Source organism: Flavobacterium sp. CAN_S2 (assembly GCF_015752255.1).
In the GTDB taxonomy this organism is placed as follows: domain Bacteria; phylum Bacteroidota; class Bacteroidia; order Flavobacteriales; family Flavobacteriaceae; genus Flavobacterium.
In genome coordinates, this window is sequence record NZ_JADOVA010000002.1 from 374,899 (window position 1) to 388,727 (window position 13,829).

The window sequence follows — 13,829 nt, forward strand, 5'->3', positions numbered from 1 at the left end:
ATGGATTTTTTATTAACCAATGTATTTCTAAAAAAAACAAAAAAGGCTGTCCAAAATCATTTTGAACAGCCCTTTTATAAAAAATTATACTAAAACTAATATTTCGCCGATTGTCCAGCTTTAGGCAAAGATTGTTTTATAAATTGTCTGATATCTTCATTGGCAGTTTCCAAATCTACTTTTCGCAAATACATCATGTGTCCACTTCTGTAGCCTTTCCAGGACATTCGGTCATTTAGTCTTCCGCTTGGATCCATTTGCCACATGTTATATTTTGAGTTGAAATAATCGCAGGCGCCGTCATAATATCCGGACTGAACCATTACATGCAAATACGGATTTTGTGCCATTGCCTGACGCAGATTTTCCCCGGTTTTATCATTGGAATCATCCCAAGGTCGTACAGAACCAAACATATTGTATTTAAAATCCGTTTTGTAATTCAAATTATTGCGTAAATACATATTGATTGCAGGGGTAAAGGAGTGCAGCCAAGAAGTAAGTTCCGCATTAAAATCAGGTCCGTCACCAGCTGATTTGCGGTCAATTCCTTTGTAGCGGGAATCTAATCTTCCTACGGTAAACCCTTGATCTCGCAACAATTCTTTCCAGAAATAATCATACGGTACATCTAAATTATTTTGTAAAACCACTTTTTCCGAAAGACCGGAATAGCGCGCTATTTTAGCAGCAATTTCTTTTCTTTTTTGGTCGTCTAATGCGCCTCCTTTGCTCATTGCGGGGAGTAGTTCATTGATGGTAAAGTCTTCTACTTCAGGCAACATGGCTGTTAAGTCTTTGTTCTGTAAATCAGCAGGCAGCATTTTGTGGTACCAAGCCGTTGCTGCAAAATAAGGTAGTTTCAGTGCGGCTTCAGAAGCGACTCCGCGAGTGATTCCCAATTCAGTTGGTGAAACTAAAATAACACCGTTCAGATACATCCATTCGCTGTTTTGCAATTCTAGTGCCAATCCGGAAACGCGTGTCGTTCCGTAACTTTCACCAATTAAATATTTTGGCGAAGCCCAACGATTCGTTCTGGATACAAATCCATTAATCCAGTCGGCTAGATATTTAATATCCGCATTTACGCCAAAAAATTTTGTGGTTGGTATTTCTTTACTCGTAGCTCTTGAATATGCGGTATTAACAGGATTTACAAAAACAATATCGGCAACATCCAAAATTGAATATGGATTTTCCTTGATTCCATAAGGCTGTAACGGATATCCTTCATCGTCAATATTGATTAGACTTGGACCCGTATAGGCAATTTGCATCCAGACAGAAGCCGAACCTGGACCGCCATTAAAAGAAATTACCAAAGGACGCGCCGCACGATCTTTTACATCGGAGCGTTCGTAATACGTGTAAAATAAACCCGCAATTGCTTTTCCGTCTTCGTCCCAAACGGGCATCGTACCAGTTGTAGCTTTATAGGACACTTTTTGACCTTTGATAGTTGTTGTGTGCTCTGTTACTACTTGCGAATCCGGATTGAAAATAAGATTTGCGGCTGAACTTTCTTCTTTTGGAGTGGGAGGTGTTGTAGCAGCTTTTTGTGGTTGGGCATGCAAAGCGGTAAAAAATCCAAGGAAGAGCAAGGATAGTATTGTTTTTTTCATAAAAGATTGGTTTGGGGCATTTTGATACCGTTTTTTGGATATAATTTTAACAGCACTAATATATTGCTTTTTAATAGAGTGACAAAAAGTAGTAATCAGAATAGTAATTTCAAAAGTAACAACCTTTATTTAGGCGTAACCCCAAAGCAGAAAATTCCCTTTTCCATTTATATATCTGCAGCTTTGGGGTCGGGCTTTTGGCTGTATCCAAGCTAAAAAGCGTGGGATGCCGCCGCAATCCCTTACGCGAGCCGCCAGAAGATTAAACTAAATTTTCTTATCACTAGATCTTCTTCTCTTCAAATAACATTTCCAATTGTTCCAAACAAGCGGTAATGCCTTGCTCAAAGCCCATTTCAATCATGGTTTCAATCTCTTTTTCATTGGAATAAAACATCTTGAATTCGACCAAAGTCCCCGCATCAGTTGTGGTAAAAACAATTGTTCCTTTGGAAACCGGTAATGAAGTATTTACAGTTCCTTCTTCATCACAAAAACTATCTTTAATTTCAAAACTTAAATGAGGTGTAATGGCTGTATAATCCATGCGTCCCCAATGTTTTTCATTTTCAGGACCCACCATGGCGTACAACCAATAACCTCCAACAGAAAAGTCCATCGTTTTGGTTTCGGCTTTCCAAGGTTTTGGTGCCCACCATTGTTCTAACAATTCACTTTCGGTAAACGCACGCCAAACTTTTTCAAGCGGCGCAGAAAATGTTCTTGAAACCAGAATTGATTTTTCTTCTAAATCTTTTACAACAAGAGTTTTTGGAGTAGTTGCCATTTTATTGAGATTTAAAATTGATACTTTTAATTATAAAATATTGATTCAGTTGCTATTCCTTTGATGTATAAAAGAAAAACGAACTATTAAAGTTAGTTTATTTTATTTAAATAGGTGTATAATTATTTGAAAATCAACTAATAAAATTATTCAATCTTTTTTTCTAAAACAATAAATTCCAAAGGCTCTTCCGTAATTGGAATATGAACATCGCTTGCCGGAAACGGTTCTTTTGTGCCAGTATCCTGATAACCGTTGCGTTTGTACCAAGCAATCAGTTCATCCCGAACGGAAATCACCGTCATAACAATTTTTGGTAATCCTAATGATTTTGCGTGAATTTCTGCCTGCTGCAATAATTTTTTTCCAACGCCACTGTTTTGCAATTCCGGGGAAACGGTCAGCATACCTAAATACAATTCCATCTCTTTTTCAACCAATAAAACACAACCTATAATTTGGTCGTTGTCCGTAAATTTCAGAACCGTATTTTTTGGATTCAGAATTGTTTCTGATAATTCTTCCTCAGTCGTTCTAAGTCCATCTAAAATATTAGCCTCAGTAGTCCATCCTTTTTTAGAGGATTCCCCGCGATAGGCTGAATTGATTAATGTATTTAATTGCGAAACGTTCTCAAGTGTTGCTTTTGTAATCATGTGAAGTAGTCTAGTGTTTTTGTGTTTTTCAAAGGTAGAAAAAACGAACTAACAATTAGAGGTCCATTTCGTTCCTTTTTTGGTATAACTAGTTTTGTGATCAGCTTGTTTCTTTATTATTATCCAAACTTTTAATTTCGAAAAATAGGAATTAAATAATTGATAATCAATATTTTGTGTTTTAAGTAAAGATTTTTTTTTACCTTTAGATAAAGAAATAAATTCAACAATTTAATAGTTACAATTATGAAAAATCTAAATAGTATTTTGGTGATAATAATGATTTGTGCATTAAACACAGCACCAATATTTGGGCAAACAACCGCCAAAAAGAATAAAATTATTGCCGATAGCGAAACCGCAAAATCCGAATTTATAAAAAGTGATCCGTTGATGAAGGCACTTTTTGATAAAGCGTACGGTTATGCTATATTTCCTAATGTGGGCAAAGGCGGACTTGGTATAGGCGGAGCAGCGGGCAACGGAGTGGTTTATGAACAAAACAAGAGAATTGGCATGGCCAAGTTGTCGCAAGTAAGCATAGGATTTCAGGCTGGAGGACAAGCGTATCGGGAAGTGATATTTTTTGAATCTAAAAACGAAATGGACCGGTTTAAAGAAAGCCGATTTGAGTTTTCCGCACAAGCTTCAGCGGTAGCAGTTACCGAAGGCGCCTCCGCAAATGTAAAATATACCAATGGCGTGATGGTTTTCACCATGCAAAAAGGCGGACTCATGTATGAGGCGTCAATTGGTGGACAGCAATTCAAGTTTAATAAATTGTGATAGGACTAAAACGGCTGAGAAAATTTCTCAGCCGTTTTGTTTTTCAGAAGGTATTTTGAAATGCTATATTGATTTCTTTTTTGTGTCGAATAAAATGTATTTTTTGAATACATATTTCCACGGCACAAAGAGTATCGGTATTATAATTCCGGAGAACATATACGCCATTCCTTCGGCTGGCGAACCTTCAAGAGTACCGGCGGACCATAACGGATACGCCACAACGGCAAGCCAAAGTCCTTTGTAGAAAATCATAAAAAGCATAATGGGTAACATGCGCAACGTATGGAATACGCCCAAAAGTGCCAGTGTGGAGTAAGCCGCCCAACAGCACCAAGCAACTGCTCTTGTTGGATCCCACGCACCTTCGTGAGTTAAAATAACGGTCCAAGAATCTGTGGCAACAAAAACAAACATTAACGCGAAGAACAACCGCATCACATAAATATTGATTCTGCGAACGCCTTCGTAGTTGTCATAATCAGGAAGAAAAATATTTTTGATTCGGAACTTGGTTTGTTGGTGCTCTTGTGACACTTGCTCTGTTGTGTTCATCGTTTTTCAGTTTGGTTTTTATAGAGCCAAGGTATAAAAAAAGCTACATCGTTTTAAGTCAGTAGTTAATTTTGTTTCTTAATATTGTTCGATAATTTAAATTGCTAACGCGGGCGTCCCGCTCGTGCCTACTACAATTTGAATCATAATAATTTATTTCCTCTTATTAATGGTCATGAGCGAGATGCTCGCGCTAGCAGAGGTCTTTTTCTAAATCTTTTATTCGTTTAATTATTTGATAAACTTTTCTTTTTTTTATATTAAGCTTTTCAGCAATTTCTAAATGAATATTTATGGGGAAAGCTTCTGTTGGTAATAATTTTTTCACTGAATTTATTTCTTCAACCGTTATTATTGGAAAAACATGTTTTTTCAAATTCAAGATTGAAATATTTCCATTTTTTTCAGAAGACTTTACTAATTTTATATAAGCATTGATTACTTTTTTATCGCCGAAAAGATTAAGTTTTAAATCGTCATTATTTCGATCATAAGATTCTATTATATCGCTAAGTTGGTAAACGTTTTCTTCTGAAAGAAAAGAAAAATCTGAAGAAAAAATCTTGTCGAGTTTATCGTTTAAGACTTGAACAACCAAAAAACATTTGGTGTCACTAACATCAGATAAATTTGGATTTCCCGGGCTTTCTATTAATTCTGAAATCTTATCAGATATAAAATTACCAAACCGTAATATTTTTTCCATTGATTCATAATACTCAATTTGTGAAAGCTCGACAACCATTTTTTTATAATTGTATTCATGTCTAAAATGGCTATCAGTTTTGCCTAATCTATGAACTAATAAATGCCTAATATCATGTATATATTTAATTTGATTTAATGGAACTGGTGATTGACTAAAATTAAATGAAAAAGAATTTTTATAATATTTTACTATTTCTTGGAAACCCTGATTTTGAAGTTTTCGACATTCTTTATTGATGATTTTTGACCAAATATTTGAAATTGATTTTGAGGATAAAAGTTCACTTTGATTGAATTCTAGTTTTTGACCGGTATGAAACAGATATTTTTTGTGAATAAAAGTTTCTCTAATTAAATCAATCAATAAAACTTCTAAAGCAGAAATAGCTCTAATGATTAGAACTTCTCTCAGACTTTTTGAATAACCAGATCTAAGCTTATTTACAAGTTCATAACTATTTCCTGCTAATAAATATTTTTCTTCGGCAATATCATTTAAATATATCTTTTCGTTTGGCTCAATAATTTTATTATGAATATTTGAGTTGACTATTTTAGCCTTTTCAGGAAAGGTATATAATGTTGCATTGTACAACGCATTTAATCTTCGGATTTCTCTTGAAAAAATATTTTGTTGTTTTAGTTTAGTTATCATTTTTGTTAGGATTTCTTAAATTTTGCACAACTTATTTATATGCTACAGTATAGATAGCGCACATCCACCCAAATTCAGTTGGCTTTGTATCATAAATTAAGCATGTTTTGATTTCATCAAACTTAATGATTTTACTTACAGAAAACTAATTTAGAATAAATAGAATCTCGACTGCGCTCGATTTGATATTGAATCAAATTATTCTCATAAAAAAAACCGACTAGAAATTACTTTTCAGTCGGTTTGTATATTAAAAAATGCAGTTAATTTTTACGCTAAAAACGCTTTCAATTCCTCGTATGTTTTAATTTTTACGCTTATTTTTTCCTTTCCTAAAACACTTTCTATTTGTGTAGGAATCGGCAGTTTTACGTTTAATGTTGGTTCTACCGTATCCAAAAACTTAATTGGGTGGGCAGTTTCTAAGAAAATACCAATTGCATTTGGGTGGTTTTTTAATTCTTTTGTCAATCCTAAGTAACCAACAGCTCCGTGAGGTTCTGCAATATAACCGTCGGTATTGTAAATGGTTTTCATCGCTTCAATCGTTTCTGCATCAGAGAATGTAAACGAAGAAAAATCTTTTTTGAATTGCTCTAAATCATTATGATACATTTCCTGAATTCGGATAAAATTACTTGGATTCCCTACATCCATCGCATTCGAAATTGTGGCGATAGAAGGTTTTGGGTCGTAAACTCCATTTTCTAAAAACCTCGGAACCGTATCATTCACATTGGTGGAAGCTACAAAATGTTCAACAGGCAATCCCATTTTTTTGGCAATGATACCCGCGCAAATATTCCCGAAATTACCACTTGGGCAAGAGAAAACTAGCGGTTTGTTTTGTTTTTTTAATGCTTTATACGCAAAGAAAAAATAAAACATTTGTGGCAACCAGCGCGCAATATTTATCGAATTTGCCGAAGTCAAGTTTTTATGTTTTAGACTTTCGTCTAAGAACGCTTTCTTCACCATATCCTGACAATCATCAAAAACGCCGTCTACTTCAAGCGCTTTAATATTCTGACCCAAAGTAGTCAATTGTCGTTCCTGAATATCGCTCACTTTTCCGGATGGATACAGAATAATCACTTCAACGCCTTTTACACCAAGAAAACCACTGGCCACAGCTCCGCCAGTATCGCCGGAAGTAGCTACCAAGACTGTGTTTTTACTGTTAGCGTTATCTTTATTAAAGTAACCCAAACAACGCGACATGAATCGCGCGCCTACGTCTTTGAAAGCCATCGTAGGACCATGAAACAATTCAAGGGAATAAATATCCTTTTCGACTTCCACGACAGGGAAATCAAAACATAAGGTTTCAGCAATGATTTGTTTAAGAGTGTCTGCGGGAATGTCGTCACCCACAAATTGTTGAATCGCCTCAAAAGCAATTTCTTCGTTGCTTAAATTTTCGATAATTTCAAAAAAAGCAGAAGCTAACGGTGTAATGGTTTCTGGAAAATACAATCCTTTATCAGTTGCTAATCCTTGTATTACGGCTTCTTTGAAAGTAACTTTTGGTGCGTTATGGTTTAAACTGTAATATTTCATTATGATTTTTGATTGAAAATTAACGATTTTTGATTTAAGATTTCCGCAACAGAAGTTATATTAGAAATGCAAAGCCAGTTAGCTGACGCTCGGGTCAAAATCGTTAATTATAATTCTTAAATAATTTTCATCCCCTCATCATTCACCTTAGAAACGTGAATTTCATACGGTAAATTCATTTCGTCGTACACGGCGCTCATGGCTTTTGCGATTTTATCAGCGGTTTCTTTTCCTTTGCTCAAAGCAAAAATTGAAGGACCTGAACCCGAAATCCCAGAGCCTAAAGCTCCGTTTTCGTAGGCTGTTTTCTTGATTAAATCAAATCCGGGAATCAAAACAGAGCGCAACGGTTCCACGATTTCATCATGCAACGAACGTCCGATTAAGTCGTAATCTTTGGTGTATAATCCGGCAATTAATCCGCCTACATTTCCCCATTGCGTGATGGCACTTTTCAACGAAACGGTCTGTTTCAACACCGAACGCGCGTCGGAAGTTTTCAACTCAATTTGCGGATGAACCACTGTGGCGTATAATTCAGATGGACTTTCTATTTTAATAATGTCCAAAGGATTGGAACTTCTCACCAATGTAAAGCCACCCAAAAGGGCAGGAGCAACGTTATCGGCATGGGCATTTCCACTGGCTAATTTTTCGCCTTGCATGGCAAATAAAACCAATTCTTTTCTTGTAAATGGACGTCCCAATAATTCATTGATTCCAAAAACAGCTCCGGCTGAACTTGCGGCACTGCTTCCAATTCCGCTTCCGGCTTTGATGTTTTTGTATATTTCGATTTCGAATCCAAATTCGGTTTCTATCGCTTCCAACATCGCCAAAGCTGAAACTCCGGCAACATTTTTTTCAGTTTCCAAAGGCAAGTCGGCACCCACAATTTTAGTGATGCGAATCCCTTTTACATCTGATTTCCGAATAATCATTTCGTCACCGGCAGTTTCTAAACAAAGCCCAAGGACATCAAATCCGCAGGAAAGATTGGCAATTGTAGCAGGGCAAAATATTTTTATTTCATTCATATTTTTTTGTTTCAGGTTTAAAGTTTAAAGTTGTTACCAGTTCTTGAACTTGAAACTTTAAACAAAGAAAACTTTAAACTATTTTTATATGTTTCCAATTCTAATTACATCAGCAAAAATTCCGGAAGCAGTAACTGCAGCTCCGGCACCGGCACCTTTTATCAATAAAGGTTGGTCCACATAACGATCGGTGAAGAATAATACGATATTGTCTTTTCCTTCTAAATTGTAAAACGGGTGGTCTTTCGGGATGAATCTTAAACCAACATTTGCTTTTCCATTTTCGAACTGCGCTACGTATTTCAAACGAGATTCTTTGCTTAATGCTTCTTTATAAATAGTTTCAAAATGAGCTGCATGCGTTTGTAAGGATTCGAAAAACGCTTCATTTGAAGTCGTATCTAAACATTCAGCAGGCATGAAAGATTCATTTGTGATTTCGTCAATTTCCATTTTGTAACCACTTTCACGAATCAAGATTAATATCTTTCTAGCAACGTCAATTCCGCTCAAATCTATCTTTGGATCCGGCTCTGTAAATCCTTGTACACCAGCTTCTTTAACGACATTATGAAAAGTGTTGTTTTCATCGAAATTATTAAAGATAAAGTTCAGACTTCCAGATAAAACGGCTTGAATTTTATTGACTTTATCGCCCGAAGCAACTAGATTTTTTACGCTATCAATGATTGGTAATCCAGCTCCCACATTCGTTTCAAAAAGAAAAGGAGCATTAAATTGTTGCGATAATTTTTTCAGTTTTTTATAATTATCATACTCGGAGGCACAGGCAATTTTGTTGCAGGTTACCACCGCAATATTTCTTTTTAAAAATTGTTCGTAGGTTTTAGACACGCTTTCATTTGCAGTGATATCCACAAAAATACTGTTGCGTAAATTCAGTTCTTTCACATTAGAAATAAACTTTTCTTTGTCAGCAGCTTCTCCGGTTTCCAATAAGAATTTCCATTCTTTGAGAGCGATTCCGTCTTCATCAAAATACATTTTTCGGGAATTAGACAATGCTATAACACGCAAGTTTATTTTTAGATTTTCTTTTAGGAATTTCTTTTGTTGGTGGATTTGCTCGATGAATTTTTCTCCTACATTTCCAACGCCCATTACAAACAGGTTTAACTGTTTTGTATTTTCTTCAAAGAAGTTTTCGTGCAACGAATTCAATGCTTTCTTAACATCTCTTTCGTTGATTACTGCCGAAATATTTCTTTCGGAAGCACCTTGTGCAATCGCTCGTATATTGACATTATTTTTACCCAAAGTACTGAACATTCGACCGCTTAAACCTTGATGGTTTTTCATGTTTTCGCCCACCAAAGCAATGATGCACAGGTTTTTTTCAACGATACAAGGTTCTACTTTATTTTGTAAAATTTCTACTTCAAACGCTTTATTAATGGAATCTTCCGCCACATCAGCATCTGAATTTAGAATTCCGATACAAATAGAATGTTCAGATGAGGCTTGAGTGATGAAAATTACATTGATATTTTTATTGGATAATACTTCAAAAAGTCTTTTGGAAGAACCGGAAACACCAATCATTCCGGAACCTTCAAGCGTAATCAATGTGATTGCATCAATATGTGTAATTCCTTTTACGGGATTGGTTTGCGCAAAAACCTGATTGGAAATATACGTTCCCTCAGCAGTTGGTTCAAAAGTATTTTTGATCAGAATTGGAATATTCTTTCTCAATACAGGCTGGATTGTTGGCGGATATAAAACTTTGGCACCAAAATGCGACAACTCCATCGCTTCCTGATAGGAAATGTAGGCGATAGGTTGTGCTTGTTTTACAATTTTTGGATTGGCAGTAAACATTCCGTTGACGTCAGTCCAAATTTCCAAATCATTTGCATCAAGAGCGCCTGCAAGAATAGCGGCAGTATAATCAGATCCACCGCGACCTAAAGTAGTGTTGATTCCGTCTAACGAAGCAGCAATAAATCCGGGCATAACAACCACCTGATTTTCATTCGAAGCAAAAAAGTCTACAATTAATTCATTGGAAACATCAAAATTCACGATAGCTTTTCCAAAATGATTATTGGTTTTGATCAATTCACGACTGTCTTTATAATTGCTGTTTTTTAGATTTTGTTTTAAAGCTTCTGCGATGATATACGAAGACAGTAATTCGCCAAAACTCAAAATTGTGTCTGAAGTTCTAGATGATAATTCACCCAAAAGATAACATCCATCCAATAAGGTTTCTAGGTGATTGACGATTCTTTTGATGTGGCTCAAAAGACTGCTTTGTTCGCTTACAGGAATTAGTTCTTTCAAAGCATCTAAATGTTTTTTCTCGATTTCGGCAAGAATATCTTTGAAACTTTCATCTCCGGTAGCCGCTTTTTGCGAAGCAAGTTGAAGCAAATCTGTTACTTTACTGAAAGCGGAAACCACAACGATTAATTTTTCTTCTTTTGCTTTATCGCTAACGATTGCTAAAACCAGTTTTATATTTTGTGCATTGGCAACGGAAGTTCCGCCAAATTTTAATACTTTCATATCAAGTTATTTTAATGTAATGATAAATCGCTATTTAGTTGTTGCAGACGATTTAATGGTGTGTGTTTTTTTTTTTTTGAAAATGCAATGTTTATTATATACCCAAGAACTTTCTTTCTTCCGAAAAAAAATATAATAATAGGATTATATGTTGAAAATTTACCCCAAAGGGGTAGTTGTAGTTGTTGTAGTAAACGTAACAGCAGTGCCAACCCAGATTTGAGTTGTTATTGAAGAGTGATATGTAGCTTTATTGTTTACCATTTTGATGTTTCAAAAGTACAGTTTTTTATAAAAAACAGCGCCTTTAATTGTGTTTTTGCGAATATTTGAAAATATCCGATGCTATTTGATGATTATGAAATATTGTGTGATTTATCAAGTCTATGATGAAGCTATTCGTAGAAATCAGCAAATTTTTCAAATTGCTTTAGCGCGCAAGTATCTTTTTTATTGAATTAAAAGGATGAAATTCCCCTCTAATTACTTTCAAAACAGGCAAAATCAGTTTATTAGTTTGTACTCTCATTTTGGTTTCTAAAAAAGACCGTGAAAATTGACTATTAAAAAATAGTATTTTTTGAAGGCGTATAAGAATATTTGCATGAAATCTAATTTTTGGTTTTGTTTAACTATTAAATTTAAATTATTATCAATAATTGTTGTGTAATTATAAAGATTTATTCAATTTTACCTTTTAAACACTATCAAAATGGATAATACGCATTATATTAGTACTGAACTGCTTAACCTGGAAACATTAGCTGAAATTGTTTCTCACCACAAATTATTGGCTTTGTCTGATGAGGCGAAAATAAATATTCAAAAATGTCGTGATTATTTAGACAAAAAAATGGCATCGCATTCAGATCCTATTTATGGTATAAATACAGGTTTTGGGTCGCTTTGTAATGTTAAGATATCCAATGAGAACTTGTCAAAATTGCAAGAAAACTTAGTGAAATCGCATTCTTGCGGAACAGGTGAGGAAGTGCCAACTCAAATTGTGAAACTGATGTTGTTGCTTAAAATACAATCGCTCAGTTATGGACATTCGGGAATTCAATTGCAAACGGTCGAACGATTGATTGCGTTTTATAATAATGACATTTTGCCGGTAATTTATACACAAGGTTCACTGGGAGCTTCTGGAGATTTGGCTCCTTTGGCGCATTTATCGTTGCCGTTATTAGGCGAAGGCGAAGTATATTTTGAAGGAAAAAAAATACATTCGAGTGAAGTTTTGAAACATTTTAATTGGCAGCCCATTGTTTTGCAATCAAAAGAAGGATTGGCTTTGTTGAACGGAACGCAATTTATGAGTGCTTATGGCGCGCATATTTTGATGAAAGTTAGTAAATTTTCTTATTTAGCGGATTTAATAGGAACCATTTCTCTTGAAGGTTTTGACGGAAGAATAGAACCTTTTAATGAGTTAATCCATTTTATACGACCTCATAAAGGACAAATTGTAACGGCCAATCGCATAAAAGGTTTTTTAGAAGGAAGCGAAATTATCGAACAGGCAAAAAATCATGTTCAGGATCCCTATTCGTTCCGATGCATGCCACAAGTTCATGGCGCTTCAAAAGATGCGATTGATTATGTGAAAAAAGTGTTTAAGACTGAAATTAATTCAGTTACGGATAATCCGAATATTTTTATTGAAAGTGACCAAATCATTTCCGGAGGGAATTTTCACGGACAACCTTTGGCTTTAGCCTTAGATTTTATGGCTATAGCTCTGGCTGAATTGGGAAGTATTTCGGAGCGAAGAACGTATCAATTGATTTCAGGAACTAGAAATCTTCCGGCATTTTTAGTAGACAATCCCGGTTTGAATTCCGGTTTGATGATTCCACAATATACCGCTGCCAGTATCGCCAGCCAAAATAAGCAACTGGCAACTCCAGCTAGTGTCGACAGTATAGTTTCCAGTAACGGTCAGGAAGATCATGTCAGTATGGGAGCCAATGCCGCTACGAAAGCATTACGTGTTTTGGATAATCTGGAACGCATTTTGGCAATCGAATTAATGAATGCCTCGCAAGCGATTGAATACAGACGGCCTTTGCAGTCCAGTGATTTTATTGAAATGTTTTTAAATGCGTATCGCGAAGAAGTTCCTTTGATTAAAGAAGACCGAATATTGCATTATGATATTGAAAAGACGGTTTCTTTTTTGAACAGTTTTCAAATTGAAAACGATTTGTTAATGTTAGCTTAACATTAGCGGTGAATAATGAAGTAATTTTGCCGGACTAAATTTTAATGAAATGAATATAAATAATTTTTTCCAATTTTTGGTTCCTAAAGATAAAAAGTTCTTTCCGCTTTTTGAACAAGCATCAAGTAATTTAATTGAAATTGCTACAAATTTGCACGAAGCTGTAAACCTTCCTTTGAAAGAGCGTGAAGTTCTTTTTCAGAAAATTGATGTTTTAGAGCAAAAAGGGGAGGATATAACCCGTCAGACTAATCTTGAGTTGAGTAGAAATTTTATTACTCCGTTTGATAGAGAAGATATTTATTCATTAATAACTTCAATAGACAATGTAGCTGGTAATCTTCATGGTGCGGCGAGTAGAATGCGTTTGTATCAAGTGGATAAAATTACAAAATCTATCAGAAAATTGACCGAAATTAACCTTGAAGCATGTCAAAATATTGATGTGGCAATAAGGGAATTGAGAGATTTGAAAAAAATGAAGAATATCACTGATGCTTGTCTTCGAATCAACAAATTAGAAAATAAATCAGACAATGTTTATGATAAAGCAGTTCTTGATTTATTCGAAAATGAAACAGATGCAAAAAACATTATCAAGTACAAAGAAGTATTGTCAGTTTTAGAAACTGCAACTGATAAGTGTAAGAGCGTAGCAGGTGTACTAGAATCTATTTCTGTAAAACATTCTTAATTCAATC

Annotated in this window: 11 protein-coding genes; 3 read left to right on the forward strand and 8 right to left on the reverse strand. The window is 35.1% G+C overall.

The window, feature by feature from the left end; all coding sequences use genetic code 11:
- Positions 1-95: 95 nt before the first annotated feature.
- From IWX80_RS09470 to IWX80_RS09480, 3 genes are all read right to left on the reverse strand, one after another.
- Entirely contained in the window at positions 96-1,625 is a 1,530-nt protein-coding gene (locus IWX80_RS09470) for a S10 family peptidase (protein ID WP_196853216.1), read from the reverse strand.
- Between the two features lie 283 nt (positions 1,626-1,908).
- Positions 1,909-2,412, reverse strand: coding sequence for an SRPBCC family protein (locus IWX80_RS09475; RefSeq protein WP_196853217.1), 504 nt, complete (start codon positions 2,410-2,412; stop codon positions 1,909-1,911).
- Positions 2,413-2,558: 146 nt separating this feature from the next.
- Positions 2,559-3,068: a GNAT family N-acetyltransferase gene (locus IWX80_RS09480; RefSeq protein WP_196853218.1), complete on the reverse strand. Its 510-nt coding sequence runs from the start codon at positions 3,066-3,068 to the stop codon at positions 2,559-2,561.
- Between the two features lie 246 nt (positions 3,069-3,314).
- Here IWX80_RS09480 and IWX80_RS09485 point away from each other — a divergent pair, with 246 nt between their 5' ends.
- Positions 3,315-3,854, forward strand: a complete 540-nt coding sequence (locus tag IWX80_RS09485; RefSeq protein WP_196853219.1) for a YSC84-related protein — start codon at positions 3,315-3,317, stop codon at positions 3,852-3,854.
- A gap of 63 nt (positions 3,855-3,917) precedes the next feature.
- Here IWX80_RS09485 and IWX80_RS09490 read toward each other — a convergent pair whose 3' ends face one another.
- The 5 genes from IWX80_RS09490 to thrA form a co-directional block, all read right to left on the reverse strand.
- Positions 3,918-4,409 carry a hypothetical protein gene (locus IWX80_RS09490; RefSeq protein WP_196853220.1) on the reverse strand — a complete coding sequence of 164 codons (492 nt, stop codon included), beginning with the start codon at positions 4,407-4,409 and terminating at the stop codon, positions 3,918-3,920.
- Positions 4,410-4,602: 193 nt separating this feature from the next.
- Positions 4,603-5,772 (reverse strand): hypothetical protein, encoded by a 1,170-nt coding sequence (locus IWX80_RS09495; RefSeq protein ID WP_196853221.1) that lies wholly within the window; start codon positions 5,770-5,772, stop codon positions 4,603-4,605.
- A gap of 270 nt (positions 5,773-6,042) precedes the next feature.
- A complete protein-coding gene (gene thrC, locus IWX80_RS09500) occupies positions 6,043-7,332 on the reverse strand; it encodes a threonine synthase (protein ID WP_196853222.1) in 1,290 nt (429 codons plus the stop codon).
- A gap of 116 nt (positions 7,333-7,448) precedes the next feature.
- Entirely contained in the window at positions 7,449-8,369 is a 921-nt protein-coding gene (locus tag IWX80_RS09505) for a homoserine kinase (RefSeq protein WP_196853223.1), read from the reverse strand.
- A gap of 84 nt (positions 8,370-8,453) precedes the next feature.
- Positions 8,454-10,901, reverse strand: coding sequence for a bifunctional aspartate kinase/homoserine dehydrogenase I (gene thrA / locus IWX80_RS09510; RefSeq protein ID WP_196853224.1), 2,448 nt, complete (start codon positions 10,899-10,901; stop codon positions 8,454-8,456).
- Between the two features lie 712 nt (positions 10,902-11,613).
- Between thrA and hutH the strand changes: the two genes are divergently transcribed.
- Both hutH and IWX80_RS09520 read left to right on the forward strand, forming a co-directional pair.
- A complete protein-coding gene (gene hutH, locus IWX80_RS09515; protein WP_196853225.1) occupies positions 11,614-13,128 on the forward strand; it encodes a histidine ammonia-lyase in 1,515 nt (504 codons plus the stop codon).
- A 49-nt stretch (positions 13,129-13,177) separates the two neighbouring features.
- On the forward strand, positions 13,178-13,822 hold the full coding sequence (locus IWX80_RS09520; RefSeq protein ID WP_196853226.1) for a DUF47 domain-containing protein: 645 nt from the start codon (positions 13,178-13,180) through the stop codon (positions 13,820-13,822).
- Positions 13,823-13,829: the final 7 nt, after the last annotated feature.

Coding starts and splice junctions, on each gene's coding strand:
- IWX80_RS09470 (WP_196853216.1), bottom strand. CDS start 1,625: ATGAAAAAAACAATACTATCCTTGCTCTTCCTTGGATTTTTTACCGCT.
- IWX80_RS09475 (WP_196853217.1), bottom strand. CDS start 2,412: ATGGCAACTACTCCAAAAACTCTTGTTGTAAAAGATTTAGAAGAAAAA.
- IWX80_RS09480 (WP_196853218.1), bottom strand. CDS start 3,068: ATGATTACAAAAGCAACACTTGAGAACGTTTCGCAATTAAATACATTA.
- IWX80_RS09485 (WP_196853219.1), top strand. CDS start 3,315: ATGAAAAATCTAAATAGTATTTTGGTGATAATAATGATTTGTGCATTA.
- IWX80_RS09490 (WP_196853220.1), bottom strand. CDS start 4,409: ATGAACACAACAGAGCAAGTGTCACAAGAGCACCAACAAACCAAGTTC.
- IWX80_RS09495 (WP_196853221.1), bottom strand. CDS start 5,772: ATGATAACTAAACTAAAACAACAAAATATTTTTTCAAGAGAAATCCGA.
- thrC (WP_196853222.1), bottom strand. CDS start 7,332: ATGAAATATTACAGTTTAAACCATAACGCACCAAAAGTTACTTTCAAA.
- IWX80_RS09505 (WP_196853223.1), bottom strand. CDS start 8,369: ATGAATGAAATAAAAATATTTTGCCCTGCTACAATTGCCAATCTTTCC.
- thrA (WP_196853224.1), bottom strand. CDS start 10,901: ATGAAAGTATTAAAATTTGGCGGAACTTCCGTTGCCAATGCACAAAAT.
- hutH (WP_196853225.1), top strand. CDS start 11,614: ATGGATAATACGCATTATATTAGTACTGAACTGCTTAACCTGGAAACA.
- IWX80_RS09520 (WP_196853226.1), top strand. CDS start 13,178: ATGAATATAAATAATTTTTTCCAATTTTTGGTTCCTAAAGATAAAAAG.